The sequence below is a fragment of the Tsuneonella sp. HG222 genome (genome assembly GCF_053819185.1).
Genome location: NZ_JBSOQZ010000001.1, coordinates 1,773,972 through 1,789,933, shown reverse-complemented (window position 1 = coordinate 1,789,933; position 15,962 = coordinate 1,773,972). Strand labels below are relative to the sequence as shown.

The following is a 15,962-nucleotide window of genomic DNA, read 5'->3' as shown; positions in this document are numbered from 1 at the left end:
TGCACGCTTTGAGGAGGAATGCCGCGATGGCGGAGATCGAGCAGACGGTTCCGGCAGAAGAACGCAGCCTCTGGGGATCGATCAAGCCCTATCTCGAAAAGGAATCACTGGCCGCCTTCTTCGTCGGGGTGTCGAGCGGATTCCCCTTCGCGATGATCGCCGCGACCCTGACCACCCGGCTGGCGCAGGACGGGATCGACAAGTCGACCATCACCGCCTTCAGCTTGGCGTTCCTGGTCTATAACCTGAAGCCGCTGTGGGCATGGATCGTCGACGGTGTGCGCCTGCCACTCCTCGGTGGGCTCGGCCAACGGGTATCGTGGATGCTGCTCGCCGGCGTGCTGGTCATGGCGGCGACGATCAACCTGGCGCTGGCCGATCCCGGCGCAGATATCGCCTGGACGGCAACCTCCGCGGTACTGCTGGGGCTTGCCGGCGCGACGTTCGACATCGTGATCGACGCCTACCGGATCGAAACCCTCAAACCCTACCAGCTCGGCGTCGGCTCGGGCATGAGCCAGTACGGCTGGCGCATCGGTTCGGCCAGCGCGGCGGCCGTCGCACTGGTCGTCGCGGCGCGCTACGGCTGGTCGGCTGCGTACATGGCCTGCGCCGCATTCGCGCTGCCGGCCATGCTCACCGCCCTGATCCTAGGCGAGCCTGAGCGGCGGCAGATCGTCGCCCAGAAGCGGGGGCTGGGCGAGATATGGGCCTCCATCGCCGGGCCGTTCGTGGAGTTCTTCCAGCGCCACGGCGCCTGGCTGGTGCTGCTGTTCATCCTCGTCCACAAGGTCGGCGACACGCTGGCCAACCTGACCTTCCGCCTGCTGTTCGATGACCTAGGCTACAGCAACGACGAGATCGCGCTCTACGACGTTGGCGTGGGGTTCTGGGCGCTGCTGATCGGCGTGTTCGTTGGCGGGGTGATCTACGCCCGCCTGGGCCTCAAGCGCTCGGTCATGATCGCGCTGATCCTGATGGCGATCTCCAACCTCAGCTTCGCCGGGCTGGCGGCGGCTGGGCACTCCAACCTCGGCATGGCGGGCGCGATCGGGTTCGAGAACTTCGCCAGCGGCTATGGCGGGGTCGTGGTGGTTGCCTACTTCTCCGCGTTATGCGACCTGCGCTTCACGGCGGCGCAGTACGCGCTGATCTCCGCCGGATCGAGCGTGGTAGGCCGGTTCGTGACGGGCACCACGGCCGGCTCGCTGATCGAGGGCATGGGCTACGTCAATTTCTACCTGCTGACGACGGTCCTGGCGCTGCCGGGGATCCTGGTGTTCTGGTGGATGATGCGCAGTGGGCTGGTCGATGCCGCGATGGGCACGGCGGGCGAAGTGGGCGAGGGCGACGCGCGGGCCGACCCGCCCCTTTAAATCCGCGGCGAGCCTAGTCGGGCACTTCGCCGTTGGCCTGCAGGACCTTGCCGGCGAGGTAGAGCGACCCCGCGATCAGCACGGGCGCGCCGTCCTGCGGCAGCGCCGCGAGCGCCTGTTCGACCGTGTCGGCCCATATTGCCCGTTCGCCGTAGGCGGCCGCACCGTGGCTCTCGCTGCCGGCGATCGGCACGGCGGTGACGGAGACCAGGCTGCCTTCGAGCGGGTCGAGGATCGCGGACGGATACCGGTTGGCCAGCATGCCGATCACCAGATGCAGCCGGCCGCCCGCGAAATGGCGCCCGATCGCCAGCCCGGCGTCGGGGTTGTGCCCGCCGTCGAGCCAGACGTCATGGCCCCGCGCCAGGGCGGTCAGCGGTCCGGGGCCGAGCAGTTGCAGGCGGGCCGGCCAGCGGGCCGAGCGCAGGCCTTGCGCCATCGCGGCGCCCGACACCGTGACGTCGTCCTGGTGGCGCAGCATGGCCACCGCCAGAGCCGCATTGTCGCCCTGGTGGCGGCCGGGCAGGGCGGGGAGCGGCAGGTCGAGTTCGCCGTGGCGGTCGCGATAGGAGATGGCCTCGCCGATGTCGGCCCACCAGTCGTGCCCGCGCATGTGCAGCGGCGCGCCTGCCAGCCCGGCTCGGCGCTCGATCTCGAGTTCGACCTTCTGCTCGTAGCCTTGCGTCACCATCGGTGAGCCGGGCCGCGCAATGCCCGCCTTTTCGAACGCGATACGCACGATCGGCTCCTGCGGAACGCCGTCCTCCGGGACCAGCAGGAACGCCTCGTGATCGATCCCCAGCGTCGCGATGCCGCAGGCCGCGGGCCGCTCCATCACGTTGGTCGCGTCGAAGCGGCCGCCCAGGCCCACCTCGATCACGCAGGCGTCGGCCGGGTGGCGGGCGAAGGCAAGGAAGGTTGCGGCGGTCGTGATCTCGAAGAAGCTCGGTTCCAGATCCTCGCCAGCGTCGAGTACCTCTGCCAGCAGATCGGCCAGCAGCTGGTCCGAGATCAGCTCACCGGCGATGCGGATACGCTCGTTGTAGCGGACGAGGTGCGGCTTGATCGCCGAATGGACGGTCAGTCCCTCCGCCTCGAGCATCGCGCGCAGGTATGCGCAGGTCGAACCCTTGCCGTTGGTGCCGGCGACGTGGAACACCGGCGGCAGGCGCTTCTGCGGATCGCCCAGCCGGGCGAGCAGCGCGCGGATCGTCTCCAGCCCGAGCCGGCCCTGCGGCAACGACAGCTTCGCCAGCCGGTCGAGCTGGGCCTGGACGCGGGGGTCGTCGGAAGTGGCGAAATCCTTCAAAACATTACTCCGGCGACGATCGAAAGGTGACACTAATTATACACTGAAACGCGTTGCCAACGCCTTGTTCTACTTGACCATTTGGCACCGCCACGGCCCCCGGCGAATGAATCGCGTCGGGGCCCGTTCTGAAGCACGGATCGGGACGTGTAGGAAAGCGAATTTCTCCCCGATCGGCGGGAGGATTACGCCGCTTCGGCCGCGCGCATGTAGCCGAGCAGGCTGGCCAGCGTCGCGCGCAGATCGCTGCGCGGTACGACCATGTCGACCATGCCGTGTTCGTGCAGGTATTCGGCGCGCTGGAATCCCTCGGGCAGCTTCTCGCGGATCGTTTCCTGGATCACCCGCTGGCCCGCGAAGCCGATCAGGGCGCCGGGCTCCGCGATATGGACATCGCCCAGCATCGCATAGCTGGCGGTGACGCCGCCGGTGGTCGGATCGGCCAGCACGACGATGTAGGGCAGGCCGGCCTCCTTCAGCCGCCGGGTCATCACCGTGGCCTTGGGCATCTGCATCAGGCTGAGAATGCCTTCCTGCATCCGCGCACCGCCCGCGGCTGTGACCACCACATAGCCGCAGCCCTCGTCGATCGCGCGCTGGGCGCCGGCGCAGAACGCCTCGCCCACGGCCATGCCCATCGAGCCGCCCATGAACAGGAAATCCTGCACGCCGACCACGGCCCTGATGCCCTCGATCGTGCCGAACGCGGCGGTAAAGGCATCGTCATGGACGTTGTTGGCGCGTGCCGTCTTGAGGCGGTCGGTGTAGCGCTTGGTGTCCTTGAACTTGAGCGGATCCTCGCGGACCTCGGGCGCCGGAAGCAACTGGTAGCCGGGATCGAGGATCTGTTCGAGCCGCGTATCCGCGCCGATGCGACCATGATATTCGCAGCGCGGGCAGACGTAGAGGTTGTCCTCGAATTCGCGCGTGAACAGCATCTCGCTGCACGAGGGGCACTTGACCCAGAGGTTGTCGGGCGTTTCGCGCTTGGGCACGAAAGGCAGGGCGTTGCGGACGCGGGTGAGCCAGCTCATGCCGAGGCCCTTGCCGCCGAATGCACCGCCTGCGCAAGAGCCGCGGTCAATTCCCTGAGGTGATCCGGCGCATCGGCGCCGTGCTTGCCGACCAGTTCGACCAATGCCGAACCGACGACGACGCCGTCCGCAACGCGAGCGATTTGAGCGGCTTGTTCCGGACTTCTCACACCGAATCCGACCGCGATGGGCAAGTCGGTGGCCGCCTTGAGGCGCGCCACGGCATCGGCGATGCTGGCCTGGGCGGCCTGTTGCAAGCCGGTGATGCCCGCGACCGAAACGTAATAGAGGAAGCCCGACGAGCCATCGAGCACGGCGGGGAGCCGGGCGGCATCGGTCGTCGGCGTGGCGAGCCGGATCAGGCTGACGCCTTGCGCGCGCAACGCGGGGCCGAGGTCGGGATCCTCCTCGGGCGGGATGTCGACGCAGATCACCCCGTCGACGCCGCAGCCCATGCATTCGCCGGCGAACCATTCGGGCCCGCGTCGGATCATCGGGTTGGCATAGCCCATCAGAACGAGGGGCACGTCGGGATGGCGCGCGCGGAACTCGTTGGCGATCGTGAAGACCTCGGCGGTGGTCGTGCCCTTGCCGAGGCTGCGCAGGTTCGCCGCCTGGATTGCCGGACCGTCGGCCATCGGATCGGTGAACGGCATGCCCAGCTCGATCACGTCCGCGCCGCCCGCGACCAGCGCGTCGAGGTTGGCCGCGGTGTCGCCGTCACCCGCGGTGATGAAGCAGACCAGGGCGGGCCGGCCCTTGGCGAAGGCGACGGAAAGGCGGGTCAATGGTCGCCTCGATTTATCCACACTAGTGTCAGTGCAACGAGGTAAAACAAAATTGGCACTCCGATAGCGATAGACGTCAAGTAAAAGACATCAGCGAAAGACCATGAATTGGGATTATTCTGCTGACAGATTTGCAATGCCAACTTTGATTGCCCCTCGACGAGATCTCGGCATGCTTCGTGGACATGAGAACCTTGCCAATTTGAGGCTCGATAAACCCACATCACCAACCAGGCGACGATAAAACATCCAAGAGTTCTCGAAGCTTGCGTTCTCATTTGATGCTAATTTCTGCCGCTCACATCTGTACCCCAAGATGCTCCGCCACGGTGAAGATGTCCTTGTCGCCGCGGCCGCACAGGTTGGCGCAGATGATCGCGTCGCTGGGCATTGTCGGCGCGACCTTGACGATGGCGGCAATGGCGTGGCTCGGCTCGAGCGCGGGGATGATCCCTTCGGTGCGGCAGAGCAGTTGGAAGGCTTCCAATGCCTCCGTGTCGGTGATGGCGGTGTATTCGACGCGGCCGGTTTCCTTCAGCCAGGCGTGTTCCGGCCCGATGCCGGGGTAGTCGAGCCCGGCGCTGATCGAATGCGCCTCGGCGATCTGGCCGTCCTCGTCCTGCAGCAGGTAGGTCTTGTTGCCGTGGAGCACGCCGGGGAAGCCCCCGGCAAGGCTGGCGGCGTGCTGCTTGTCGAGGCCATGGCCGGCAGCCTCGACGCCGAGCATCTTCACGTCCGGATCGTCGAGGAAGGGGTGGAACAGGCCGATGGCATTGCTGCCGCCGCCGATCGCCGCGACGAGCAGGTCGGGCAGGCGGCCGGTGCGGGCGAGCATCTGTTCGCGCGCTTCCTTGCCGATCACGCTCTGAAAATCGCGCACCAATTCGGGGTAGGGGTGGGGGCCGGCGGCGGTGCCGATGATGTAGAACGTGTCCTCGACATTGGCGACCCAGTGGCGCAGCGCCTCGTTCATCGCGTCCTTCAGCGTGGCCGCGCCGCTGGTGACCGGGATCACCTCGGCGCCGAGCAGCTTCATGCGAAACACGTTGGGCTGCTGGCGGGCGACGTCGGTGGCGCCCATGAAGATCGTGCAGGGCAGGCCGAAGCGCGCGCAGACCGTGGCGGTGGCGACGCCGTGCTGGCCGGCGCCGGTCTCGGCGATGATCTTCGTCTTGCCCATGCGCATGGCGAGCAGGATCTGCCCCACGCAGTTGTTGATCTTGTGTGCGCCGGTGTGGTTCAGCTCGTCGCGCTTGAACCAGATTTGCGCGCCCTTCTCGGGAGGGGCATTGCGGGCCAGTTCTTCCGTCAGGCGCGGCGCGAAATAGAGCGGGCTGGGGCGGCCGACGTAGTGCTCGAGCAGGTCGTCGAACTCTTCCTGGAAGGCCGGGTCCTGCCGCGCCGCGCGGTAGTGCTTTTCCAGGTCGAGGATCAGCGGCATCAGCGTTTCGGCGACGTAGCGCCCGCCGAACTGGCCGAAGTGCCCGCGCTCGTCCGGCATCTGCCGGAAACTGTTGGCGTCGGGCTGGTTGCGGAAGGAGGTGGGTTGCTGCTCGGTCATCGCGCCCCCATGCCGTTCGCACGCAGCGAAGTCGAGACACCTTCGCTAGGCGCGGATCGACCTCACCTATGCCGCGCGGGCGGCCTCGCAATAGGCGCGGATGAGGGCCGGGTCCTTCACCCCCGGGGCGGTCTCCAGCCCCGTCGAGGCGTCCACCAGCGGCGCGCCGGTCAGGGCGATCGCCTCGGCCACGTTGGCGGGCGAAAGGCCGCCCGCCAGGCCCCAGGCGATCTGGTGGCGGTGATTGGCGAGCAGCGACCAGTCGATCGCCAGGCCCTGGCCCCCGGGCGCCGACTTGGCCGGTGCGTCGTAGAGGATGCGGTCGACGGCATCCTTGTATTTCAGCGCGTTGGTCAGCGAATCGGCATTGCGCACGCCGAACGCCTTCCATACCTCGAACGGCGTGTTGTTCCTGATCAGCGCGAGCCATTCGGGCGTTTCGCTGCCGTGGAACTGCACCACGTCGGGCTGCACCGCCTGCAGCGCCAGCGCGGTCGGCTCGGCCTGCATGTTGACCAGCAGCAGCACGACCTTGATCCGCGGGGGAACCCGCCGGCGGAGCTTCTGGGCGTCATCGAGCGAGACATGGCGCGGGCTGGGTTCGTAATGGACGAAGCCGAGATGGGTCGCCCCGGCATCGACCGCCGCGTCTACCGTCTCGGGCGTCGAGAGCCCGCACACCTTGATCAGCGTTTCCGGCATGGCGCTAGAGCGTCGCCTCGATCGCCCGGGCCGCGGCCAGGGGGTCGTCCGCGCGGCTGATCGGGCGGCCCACGACCAGCACGCTGGCCCCGTCGTCGCGCGCCTGGCGGGGCGTGACGACGCGTTTCTGGTCGCCCTTGCCGTGATCGGGCAGGCGCAGCCCGGGCACGACGAAGTAGCCGCTCTTCCATTGCTTGCGCACCGCGCCGACCTCGTGCCCGGAACAGACGATCCCGTCGAGCCCGGCCGCCTCGGCCAGTTCGGCCAGACGCATGACCTGATCGTGCGCCGACCCGGCCACCCCGGTGCGCACCAGGTCCCGCTCGTCGAGGCTGGTCAGCATCGTCACCGCCACGACCTTGCAATGTTCGCCCGCCGCAGCCTTCGCGTCCTCCATCATCGCCCGACCGCCGCTGGCATGAAGGGTGACGATCGCCGGCTCGAGCACGTGGATCGCCTGCATCGCGCCGGCGACGGTGTTGGGGATGTCGTGCAGCTTCAGGTCGAGGAAGATCGGCAGGCCGACATGGGCGATCTCGTGGACCCCGTGGTGGCCGTGCGCGCAGAAGAATTCGAGGCCCAGCTTGAACCCGCCGACATGGGCCTTGACCTTGTTGGCCAGCGCCGCCGCCGCATCGAGCTGGGCGACGTCGAGCGCAAGATAGACCGGATTGCTCACCGCGGCTCGGGGCTCAGGTTGTCGCGCGGCTTTTCGTTCTCGGGCACGACGGGATCGGTGGAGGTTGCCGTGTCATCGACCACGACCGGCTTTTCGACCACGACGGTCTCCGTAACCGGTGCGGCGGGCGCCACCGGAGTGGTTGCCGCAGTGCGCGCTGCCGTCTCCAGCGAGGAGATGCGCCGGCTCATGTAGAAAGCGTTGGCCTTGTGCAGCAGCCACATCGGGATCAGCCCGAGCAGGAAGGAGACCACCACCAGCGCGGGAATCTTGGTCTCGAGCACGAGACCTTCCCATATCTTCACCTCCACCGGGTTCCAGTTGAACGCCGAGAAGATAAGCAGCGCCACAAGCAGCAGCACCCAGACGATCGTGCGGACGATCTGCATCGTAGAAGTCTCCTGACCCGAAGTGCCCCGACACTAGGTCGATTGGCGCGGCAAGGGAAGGCTCCGGCTGAAACGCCTAGCCGAAGACCCGGGCGAAAATGGTCTCGACGTGCTTGAAGTGGTAATCGAGGTCGAACTTTTCCTCGAGCTGTGCGTCGGACAGCGCGGCGGACACCTCCGGATCGGCCTTGAGCAGTTCGAGCAGCGACAGCTGCCCGTCGGATTCCCAGACCTTCATCGCGTTGCGCTGGACCAGGCGATAGGCATCGTCGCGCGTCAGCCCGGCCTGCGTGAGCGCCAGCAGCACCCGCTGCGAATGGACGAGCCCGCCCATCCGGTCGAGGTTCTTGCGCATCCGTTCCGGGTAGACCAGCAGCTTGTCCACCACGCCGGTCAGGCGGGCGAGCGCGAAGTCCAGCGTGATGCAGGCATCCGGGCCGATGAACCGCTCGACCGAGGAGTGGCTGATGTCCCGTTCGTGCCACAGGGCCACGTTCTCCATCGCCGGGATGGCATAGCTGCGGATGATCCGCGCCTGGCCGGTCAGGTTCTCGGTCAGGATCGGATTGCGCTTGTGCGGCATCGCGCTCGAACCCTTCTGGCCCGGGCTGAAATACTCCTCCGCCTCGAGCACCTCGGTGCGCTGGAGGTGACGGATCTCGACCGCCAGCCGCTCGATCGAACTGGCGATGACCGCCAGCGTGGCGAAGAACATCGCGTGCCGGTCACGCGGGATGACCTGCGTGCTCACCGGCTCGACCGCGAGGCCCAGCCGCTCGGCGACATGCTCCTCCACCGCAGGATCGACATTGGCGAAGGTGCCGACCGCGCCGCTGATCGCGCAGGTGGCAATCTCGGCCCGGGCGGCGACGAGGCGCGCGCGATTGCGGCTGAACTCGGCATAGGCCTCCGCCAGCTTGAGACCGAAGGTGACCGGTTCGGCATGGATGCCGTGGCTGCGGCCGATGCTGGGGGTGAACTTGTGCTCTTCCGCCCGCCGCCGGATCGCCGCGAGGAGCTGGTCGAGATCGTCGATCAGGATGTCGGCCGAGCGCGCCAGCTGGACCGCCAGGGTCGTGTCGAGCACGTCGGAACTGGTCATGCCCTGGTGCATGAAGCGCGCCTCGGGCCCGACCTGCTGCGCCACCCAGTCGAGGAAGGCGATGACGTCGTGCTTGGTGACGGCCTCGATCGCATCGATCGCGGCGACGTCGATCTTCGGATCAGTCTCCCACCAGTCCCACAGGGCCTGGCCGGCGCTTGGCGGCACCACGCCCAGCTCGCCGAGCTTGTCCGTCGCGTGCGCTTCGATCTCGAACCAGATGCGATAACGCGCCTCCGGCTCCCAGATCGCGGTCATGGCTGGGCGGGAATAACGGGGGACCATCGAAAACTCCGGAAAATCGGTGCCCCGCCGCTATGCCGAGCGCGAAAGCTTGGCAAGCTGGGCATTGCAAACACTGCGCACTTACAACCCGCGGGCAGGTCACTAGATAGGAAGTGGATAATGGCGAGATCGCAGCCCCTTCACGCCCTTAAGGCGCTTTTCGCGTTCGACGTCTGGGGTTGGATGACTCTGGTCGTGGTGCTGTTGTCGGCTGCGCCCACCGGCGGTGCCTTGCGCACGCAGTGGATCGGCTCGGCCTTCGACCCGTCGACCTATTCTCTCACGACCGGCGCCAAGCGTTTCCGCGCGCCGTCCGAACAGCGCTACCAACAGCTCGAACCACCGGCAAAACCCGTCACTTCGATAGGCGATTTTGCCACCCAGGCACTCGCCGCACCTGCGCTGGCGGCGCGCCAAGCTGGCGCCGGGCCGGCTGTGGTTCCGTCCGAACTTGCGCGGCCGCACGGTTCCACCGTCTCCCGCAACCTTGCCCCGCGCGGGCCTCCGACGGCGTGACACGACCGGCTTCTTGCGAAGCCATCATGTCCTGCACCTGATCGAGACGATCGGGTGCGCCTTTCCGGAGGCTGTCATGGAAAAGAAAAAGCGCAGGGCGCCGCGTTGGTTCGCCCCTGCAGTCATCATCGCTGCGACGGGCGGGGGCGGAATCATCGCCCTGATCGTCGCGGCGGCGATCGAATAGGAATCGTTCGCGGGATCCCCTGGGATCCCGCGACACTTCGGAGATCCGGATGCCGCATCACACGCCGCTGATCGCCACCATCGTTGTCGGACTTGTCGCAGCGTTCATCATGGGCGCCATCGCGCATCGCCTGCGCGTCTCGCCGGTGGCGGGCTATCTTTTCGCAGGGGTTCTGGTGGGGCCGTTCACGCCCGGCTACGTGGCCGACGTCTCGCTTGCCAACGAACTAGCCGAGCTCGGCGTCATCCTGCTGATGTTCGGGGTCGGCCTGCACTTTTCCCTGCGCGACCTGCTGGCGGTGAAAAATATCGCGATACCCGGGGCGCTGGTCCAGATCGCCGTGGCCGCAACCCTGGGCATTGCGCTGTCGCAGTGGCTCGGCTGGCCGATTGCCGCCGGGGTGGTGTTCGGCCTGGCCCTGTCGGTCGCGAGCACCGTCGTGCTTCTGCGAGCCATCCAGGCCCGGGATCTGCTCGATACGGAGCGCGGGCGCATAGCCGTCGGCTGGCTCATCGTGGAAGACCTCGTGATGGTCATCGCGTTGGTCCTCCTGCCGCCGATGGCGCAGATCCTCAACGGCAGCGAAGTCTCCGGCGCCTACATCGCCCAGACCCTGGGTGTGACGCTGCTGAAGATTTCGGGCTTCATCGCGTTCATGCTCATCATCGGTCGCCGGGCAATTCCGGCTGCGCTGCATTGGGCCGCGCACACCGGGTCGCGTGAACTCTTCCGGCTTGCCGTGCTGGCCATCGCCCTGGGCGTGGCATTCGGTGCCGCATTCATTTTTGACGTATCGTTCGCGCTGGGTGCGTTCTTCGCCGGGATGATCCTGGGCGAAACCCAGCTCAGCCGGCGCGCCGCGGAAGAGACCCTGCCGCTGCGCGACGCATTCGCCGTGCTGTTCTTCGTTTCAGTGGGGATGCTGTTCGATCCAGCAGTGGTCGTCGAACAGCCGATCCCGCTGTTGCTGACCTTCCTGATCATCGTGCTGGGCAAGTCCGCCGCAGCCTTCGCCATCGTGCGGATATTCGGCCACCCGACGCGCACCGCGCTGATCATCTCGGCCAGCCTCGCCCAGATCGGCGAGTTCTCCTTCATTCTGGCGGGGCTGGGGACGAGCCTGCAAATCCTCCCTGCGGAAGGGCGCGACCTGATCCTGGCCGGCGCGATCTTCTCGATCTTGGCCAACCCCTTCGTTTTCTCAGCCGTGGCGGGCCGTGTCGGTGCGGCCAAGATCGCCGCCGCGGCCGAGGCCAAGGCGGTGGAGCGGGAACGGGAACTGCGGCGCCACGACCACTCTATCCTGGTGGGTTACGGCCGGGTCGGGCGCCTGCTTGCCGAAGGTGCGCGCGAGAAGGACAAGGCTGTCGTCATCGTCGAGAGTGAGGCAGACGTCGCCCGCGCCGCCAATGCCGACGGCTTCACCGCCGTGCGCGGAAGCGCCGCCGAAAAGGGCACGCTGATCGAGGCCGGGATAGAGAACGCCGACCGGCTCATCATCGCCATCCCGGAGGGCTACGAAGCAGGCGCGATCGCCCAGCTGGCGCGCAAGCTCAACCCCGATCTGACGATCTTCGCGCGGGCGCATTCCGACGACGAGGTCCTGCATTTGGAGCGCCACGGCGTCGATATGGTCGTGATGGGAGAGCGCGAGATTGCCAAGCGCCTGCTGGAACTACTGGAGCCGGTCGACCCCATGCCGCATTAGATCAAGCCCTTGCTCTTCAGGCTCACGTGGCCTTCGCGCCCGACGATCACGTGGTCGTGGACGACGATGCCGAGCAGGCGGCCCGCCTCGGCGATGCGCTGGGTGATCTGGATGTCGGCCCGGCTGGGCTCGGGATTGCCGCTGGGGTGGTTGTGCACCAGGATCAGTGCCGAGGCTCCGATGTCGAGGCCCTTGCGGATGACCTCGCGCGGATGGATCGCCGCCTCGTCGATCGACCCGTCGCCGACATGGTCGTCGAGCACCAGCCGGTTGCGGGTGTCGAGATAGAGCACGCGCACGCGTTCGACCGTCAGGTGCGCCATGTCGATGGTCAGGTAGTCGAGCAGCGCCTGCCAACTGCCCAGCACCGGCCGATCCTGCACCTCGTTGCGCGCCATGCGCCGGGCGGCGAGCGCGACCGACTTCAGCGCGGCGACGCTGGTTTCGCCCATGCCCTTGACCTGCAGCAGCGCGCCGGGCGCCGCGTTGAGAACGGCCGAGAGCGAGCCGAACCGGGCGATCAGGGCCTTAGCCAGCGGCTTGGTATCGCCCTGCCGGATGGCCGCGAACAGCAGGTATTCGAGCACCTCGTAATCGGCCAGCGCCTCGGCGCCGCCGGTCAGCAATTTGCTGCGCAATCGGGAACGGTGGCCCGCGGCTCCCGTTGCATTCGCTCGATCCCGTTCCTGCCGGTTTTCCGCCACATGCGCCCCTTCGACCCTTGGATGACGCATTGCCTTTAGAGCGCCCCTCGCGCAAGTGTGGCGCCAATGGCTGAGGACGAGGCGATCGAAACCGCACCCGGTGCGGACGAGCAGGCTCGTTCCGGCAAGCGTTCACCCTTCTGGTGGCGCTGGTTCGCGCTCCCGCTGGTCCTAATCCTCGGCCTGGCAATCCTGGCCTTTTGGATCCAGCGCAAGGACATCGCCGATAACGTGATCGCCGGGGCGATGGTCGACAAGGGCGTTCCCGCGACTTACGAGATCGAACGGATCGGCGGCACGCGGCAAGTCCTGCGCAACATCGTAGTCGGCGATCCGGCCCGCCCGGACCTGACTGTGGAGCGTGCGGAAGTTGTCATCCGCTACCGGCTCGGCTTCCCGGCGATTTCCAGCATCCGGCTCGTCCGGCCCCGACTCTTCGGCACGCTGGTGGACGGCAAGCCGAGTTTCGGCACGCTCGATCCGCTGATCTTCACGGGCGGGGACGAGCCGTTCGAATTCCCCGACTTCGCGCTCGACCTGGTCGACGGCCGCGCGCTGCTGGAGACCGACTACGGACCTGTCGGCATCAAGGCCGAGGGCAGGGGCCATCTACGGAGCGGCTTCAAGGGCGCCTTGGCCGCAACGGCGCCAAACCTGGCCTTGCCGGGATGCAGGGCGGTCGGCACGACGCTGTATGGATCGGTCGCGATCGCGGCGGAGCGCCCCTCGTTCAAGGGACCCCTCAGGTTGGCGTCGCTCGACTGCGCCGAAAGCGGCGTTTCGCTGGGCACATCGGCGCTGACGGCGGACTTCCGGCTCGATCGCGACCTCAAGGGCGTCGAGGGCAAGCTGGGCGGATCGGCCTCGCAGGTTGCCGCTCTCGGTGCGGCCGTCGACGAACTGAAGATTGCGAGCGACGTGACCTTCCGCGATGGGGCGCTGACTGCCGCCTACGATCTCGCCGGCGCAGAGGTTTCCCATCCTCAGGTGCGGCTTGCCAGCCTGGCGGTCGACGGCACGGTTCGCGCTGGCGACGGCTTCGACTGGATCCGCGCCGAAACCGAGTTCGAAGGCACGGGACTGCGCCAGGGCCAGACTCTCGATGCGACGCTTGCCGGCGCGGTCCGCTCGGCCGAGGGGACGTTTGCCGCAAGCCTCCTGGCCAAGTTCCGCACCGCCCTGCTGCGCGAAACCGCGGGGAGCGGGGTCTCGGGGGAACTGAGCCTGCGCAAGACCGCCGACGCACTGGCGGTAGTCGTCTCGTCCGCGCAGGTGCGCAACCGCGGCGGGGATACCTTGCTCGCCCTTTCGCGCCTGCAATACGCGACGAGCCAAAGGGGGCTGCCCCGCCTGTCGGGCTTCTTCGCGACCGGAGGCCCCGACCTGCCGGCGATCGAGGGGCGGATCGACCGGCGGGGCACCGACGATTTCACGGCCAAGCTGGCGACGGCGCGCTACGCCGCCGGGCAGGCCAGCCTGGCCATCCCCGGCCTCACGCTCGTCACCAACGGGTCGCGGGTCGGTTTTGCCGGCAATGCGACGATCAGCGGCGACCTGCCGGGCGGCTTCGCCCGGAACCTGCAACTGCCGCTGTCGGGCAACTGGACGTCGGGCGGGCAACTCGCGCTGTGGAGCAGTTGCACCAACCTGCGGTTCGACGCGCTGCGGCTGGCCAATCTCACGCTGGAGCGGCGCGGCCTGACGCTGTGCCCGGCACGCGGCCAGCCGATCGTGCGGTATGACGGCCGGGGCCTGCGCATTGGCGCCGGGGCGCCGTCGCTCGACCTTGCCGGGCGGCTGGGCGAAACGCCCATGACGATCCGCAGCGGACCGATCGGCATCGCTTATCCCGGCGCCGTCTCGGCCCGGCAGATGCTGGTCACGCTCGGCCCGCCGGCGAACGCCACCACTTTTTCGATCAGCAACCTGACCGCGGATATCGGCAAGACGATCAACGGCCGCTTCGACGGAACCGACGTCCGCCTCTATGCCGTGCCGCTCGACCTCGTCGATGCTAGCGGTGCGTGGGACTACACCGGGGGTGTGCTGTCGATCGGCGGCGGCAAGTTCCGGCTGGTCGATCGCCAGGCGGCACCGCGCTTCGACCCGCTGGTGGCCGAAGGCGCATCGTTGCGGCTGCGCGACAACCTGATCACCGCCGATGCCCTTTTGCGTGAACCGCGGACGGGGCGCACGGTGACCCAGGTCGACATCCGCCACAGCCTGCAGACCGGTGATGGTCATGCCGACCTGCTCGTGCCGGGCATTCTGTTCGACCAGGATTTGCAGCCGGCAGCGGCCGACTGCGCCGCGCGGCCCGCGGGCAGCCCGCTGCCGACCGGGCGCGGCACCCCGGGCCTCAGTTGCCTGATGCAGGGCGTCATCGCGCTCGCCAAGGGCACGGTGACCGGCAAGGGCGTGATCGACTGGGGCGCCGCCGGGGTGACCAGCAGCGGGGAGTTCTCCAGCGACTCGCTGGACTTCGCCGCCGCCTTCGGACCGGTGCGCGGCGCGTCGGGCACGGTCGTCTTCACCGACCTGCTGGGCATGACGACCGCCCCCAACCAGCGGATAAAGGTCGCGGCGATCAATCCGGGCATCGAGGTCTACGACGGCGAGATCGGCATCGAGCTTCACGATGGCCGCGTGCTCGCGCTGACGGGCGGCACCTGGCCTTTCATGGGCGGTACGCTGACCATGCGGCCGGTCACGCTCAATCTCGGGGCGAGCGAGGTGCGCAGCTACATCCTCGAGATCGCCGGGCTCGAAGCGGCCCAGTTCGTCGAGCGGATGAAGCTGGGCAACATCAACGCGACCGGCGTGTTCGACGGCACGCTGCCGCTGGTCTTCGATGCCAACGGCAATGGCCGGATCATCGGCGGCAGACTGACCTCGCGCGGCCCCGGAAATGTCTCCTACGTCGGCGCGCTGACTTACGAGGATATGGGCGCGATGGCGAACTTCGCTTTCGATGCGCTCAAGTCCCTCGATTACCAGCGCATGACGCTCACCGTCGACGGCCCGCTGACCGGCGAGCTCATTACGCAGGTCAATATCGAAGGCGTCAGGCAGGGCGAGGGGGCTAAGCAGAACTTCATCACCCGGCGCTTCGCCAATCTGCCGATCCGCTTCGTGATCAACGTGAAGGCCGCGTTCTATCAGCTGCTGAGCAACCTCAAGTCGCTCTACGACCCCGCGGCGGTGCGCGATCCGCGCGAGCTGGGCCTGATCGACGCCGAAGGAAACGCCCTGCGCACCGAGACCGAGGGGCCGCCACCCGAGCCGCCGGTCACCCCCGACGATCTCATACCCGATGATGCCACCATTCAGCGCCGCGAAAGCGAGGACATGCCATGACAGCCGTGAAATTGACCAACCGTGCGCGCCGTGCGCATAAACCTCCGATGGACCGGAGGGGCAGGGCGCGGATCGGACTGATGGTGATGCTGGGCGCCGGCCTGGCGGGGGGCTGCGTTTCGGTCAATGCGCCGGACAAGCCCATCGTCATCGAGCTCAATATCAACATCAAGCAGGAAGTGATCTATCGCCTGGCGGCCGACGCCGGGAACACGATCGACCAGAATGCCGACATCTTCTGATGGGCGGATATTTTTAATGGAGT

15 protein-coding genes are annotated in these 15,962 nt (G+C 67.3%); 6 read left to right on the top strand and 9 right to left on the bottom strand.

From position 1 onward, the window contains the following. Positions 1–26: 26 nt before the first annotated feature. Complete coding sequence (locus tag ACWPMZ_RS09135; protein ID WP_455703696.1) at positions 27–1,376, top strand: AmpG family muropeptide MFS transporter; 1,350 nt, start codon at positions 27–29, stop codon at positions 1,374–1,376. Positions 1,377–1,389: 13 nt separating this feature from the next. Here ACWPMZ_RS09135 and ACWPMZ_RS09130 read toward each other — a convergent pair whose 3' ends face one another. The 8 genes from ACWPMZ_RS09130 to purB form a co-directional block, all read right to left on the bottom strand. Next, complete coding sequence (locus tag ACWPMZ_RS09130) at positions 1,390–2,685, bottom strand: bifunctional folylpolyglutamate synthase/dihydrofolate synthase (RefSeq protein WP_455703695.1); 1,296 nt, start codon at positions 2,683–2,685, stop codon at positions 1,390–1,392. 185 nt (positions 2,686–2,870) lie between these two features. Further along, positions 2,871–3,719 (bottom strand): acetyl-CoA carboxylase, carboxyltransferase subunit beta, encoded by an 849-nt coding sequence (gene accD / locus ACWPMZ_RS09125; RefSeq protein WP_455703694.1) that lies wholly within the window; start codon positions 3,717–3,719, stop codon positions 2,871–2,873. Continuing rightward, a complete protein-coding gene (gene trpA / locus ACWPMZ_RS09120) occupies positions 3,716–4,507 on the bottom strand; it encodes a tryptophan synthase subunit alpha (RefSeq protein ID WP_455703693.1) in 792 nt (263 codons plus the stop codon). Before trpA ends, accD begins: the two co-directional genes overlap by 4 nt. A gap of 298 nt (positions 4,508–4,805) precedes the next feature. Then, on the bottom strand, positions 4,806–6,068 hold the full coding sequence (gene trpB, locus ACWPMZ_RS09115; RefSeq protein WP_455703692.1) for a tryptophan synthase subunit beta: 1,263 nt from the start codon (positions 6,066–6,068) through the stop codon (positions 4,806–4,808). 66 nt (positions 6,069–6,134) lie between these two features. Continuing rightward, positions 6,135–6,770: a phosphoribosylanthranilate isomerase gene (locus ACWPMZ_RS09110; RefSeq protein ID WP_455703691.1), complete on the bottom strand. Its 636-nt coding sequence runs from the start codon at positions 6,768–6,770 to the stop codon at positions 6,135–6,137. A 4-nt stretch (positions 6,771–6,774) separates the two neighbouring features. Then, the gene (gene pyrF, locus ACWPMZ_RS09105) at positions 6,775–7,449 is read right to left on the bottom strand and encodes an orotidine-5'-phosphate decarboxylase (RefSeq protein ID WP_455703690.1); all 675 of its coding nucleotides are present in this window, start codon (positions 7,447–7,449) and stop codon (positions 6,775–6,777) included. Next, positions 7,446–7,838 (bottom strand): DUF1049 domain-containing protein, encoded by a 393-nt coding sequence (locus tag ACWPMZ_RS09100; protein WP_455703689.1) that lies wholly within the window; start codon positions 7,836–7,838, stop codon positions 7,446–7,448. The genes pyrF and ACWPMZ_RS09100 overlap by 4 nt, the downstream gene beginning before the upstream one ends. A gap of 76 nt (positions 7,839–7,914) precedes the next feature. After that, positions 7,915–9,225 carry an adenylosuccinate lyase gene (gene purB, locus ACWPMZ_RS09095; protein WP_455703688.1) on the bottom strand — a complete coding sequence of 437 codons (1,311 nt, stop codon included), beginning with the start codon at positions 9,223–9,225 and terminating at the stop codon, positions 7,915–7,917. A 120-nt stretch (positions 9,226–9,345) separates the two neighbouring features. On the opposite strand from purB, the gene ACWPMZ_RS09090 reads away from it, so the two are divergent. From ACWPMZ_RS09090 to ybaL, 3 genes are read left to right on the top strand one after another with little or no spacing between them, the layout of a single operon-like run. After that, the gene (locus ACWPMZ_RS09090; protein ID WP_455703687.1) at positions 9,346–9,741 is read left to right on the top strand and encodes a hypothetical protein; all 396 of its coding nucleotides are present in this window, start codon (positions 9,346–9,348) and stop codon (positions 9,739–9,741) included. Positions 9,742–9,754: 13 nt separating this feature from the next. Continuing rightward, a complete protein-coding gene (locus tag ACWPMZ_RS09085) occupies positions 9,755–9,928 on the top strand; it encodes a hypothetical protein (RefSeq protein ID WP_455703686.1) in 174 nt (57 codons plus the stop codon). Positions 9,929–9,977: 49 nt separating this feature from the next. Continuing rightward, on the top strand, positions 9,978–11,636 hold the full coding sequence (gene ybaL / locus ACWPMZ_RS09080; RefSeq protein WP_455703685.1) for a YbaL family putative K(+) efflux transporter: 1,659 nt from the start codon (positions 9,978–9,980) through the stop codon (positions 11,634–11,636). Here ybaL and radC read toward each other — a convergent pair. After that, a complete protein-coding gene (gene radC, locus ACWPMZ_RS09075; protein WP_455703684.1) occupies positions 11,633–12,370 on the bottom strand; it encodes a RadC family protein in 738 nt (245 codons plus the stop codon). The two genes, ybaL and radC, sit on opposite strands and share 4 nt — an antisense overlap. Before the next feature lie 36 nt (positions 12,371–12,406). On the opposite strand from radC, the gene ACWPMZ_RS09070 reads away from it, so the two are divergent. Both ACWPMZ_RS09070 and ACWPMZ_RS09065 read left to right on the top strand, forming a co-directional pair. Further along, positions 12,407–15,697: an intermembrane phospholipid transport protein YdbH family protein gene (locus tag ACWPMZ_RS09070; protein WP_455703683.1), complete on the top strand. Its 3,291-nt coding sequence runs from the start codon at positions 12,407–12,409 to the stop codon at positions 15,695–15,697. Continuing rightward, positions 15,694–15,939, top strand: a complete 246-nt coding sequence (locus ACWPMZ_RS09065; RefSeq protein WP_455703682.1) for a YnbE family lipoprotein — start codon at positions 15,694–15,696, stop codon at positions 15,937–15,939. The genes ACWPMZ_RS09070 and ACWPMZ_RS09065 overlap by 4 nt, the downstream gene beginning before the upstream one ends. Positions 15,940–15,962 lie beyond the last annotated feature (23 nt).

What these genes read in the sequence shown, in the direction of transcription:
- ACWPMZ_RS09135 (WP_455703696.1), top strand. Translation starts at nt 27, where the DNA reads ATGGCGGAGATCGAGCAGACGGTTCCGGCAGAAGAACGCAGCCTCTGG.
- accD (WP_455703694.1), bottom strand. Translation starts at nt 3,719, where the DNA reads ATGAGCTGGCTCACCCGCGTCCGCAACGCCCTGCCTTTCGTGCCCAAG.
- trpB (WP_455703692.1), bottom strand. Translation starts at nt 6,068, where the DNA reads ATGACCGAGCAGCAACCCACCTCCTTCCGCAACCAGCCCGACGCCAAC.
- ACWPMZ_RS09110 (WP_455703691.1), bottom strand. Translation starts at nt 6,770, where the DNA reads ATGCCGGAAACGCTGATCAAGGTGTGCGGGCTCTCGACGCCCGAGACG.
- ACWPMZ_RS09100 (WP_455703689.1), bottom strand. Translation starts at nt 7,838, where the DNA reads ATGCAGATCGTCCGCACGATCGTCTGGGTGCTGCTGCTTGTGGCGCTG.
- purB (WP_455703688.1), bottom strand. Translation starts at nt 9,225, where the DNA reads ATGGTCCCCCGTTATTCCCGCCCAGCCATGACCGCGATCTGGGAGCCG.
- ACWPMZ_RS09090 (WP_455703687.1), top strand. Translation starts at nt 9,346, where the DNA reads ATGGCGAGATCGCAGCCCCTTCACGCCCTTAAGGCGCTTTTCGCGTTC.
- ybaL (WP_455703685.1), top strand. Translation starts at nt 9,978, where the DNA reads ATGCCGCATCACACGCCGCTGATCGCCACCATCGTTGTCGGACTTGTC.
- radC (WP_455703684.1), bottom strand. Translation starts at nt 12,370, where the DNA reads ATGCGTCATCCAAGGGTCGAAGGGGCGCATGTGGCGGAAAACCGGCAG.
- ACWPMZ_RS09070 (WP_455703683.1), top strand. Translation starts at nt 12,407, where the DNA reads ATGGCTGAGGACGAGGCGATCGAAACCGCACCCGGTGCGGACGAGCAG.
- ACWPMZ_RS09065 (WP_455703682.1), top strand. Translation starts at nt 15,694, where the DNA reads ATGACAGCCGTGAAATTGACCAACCGTGCGCGCCGTGCGCATAAACCT.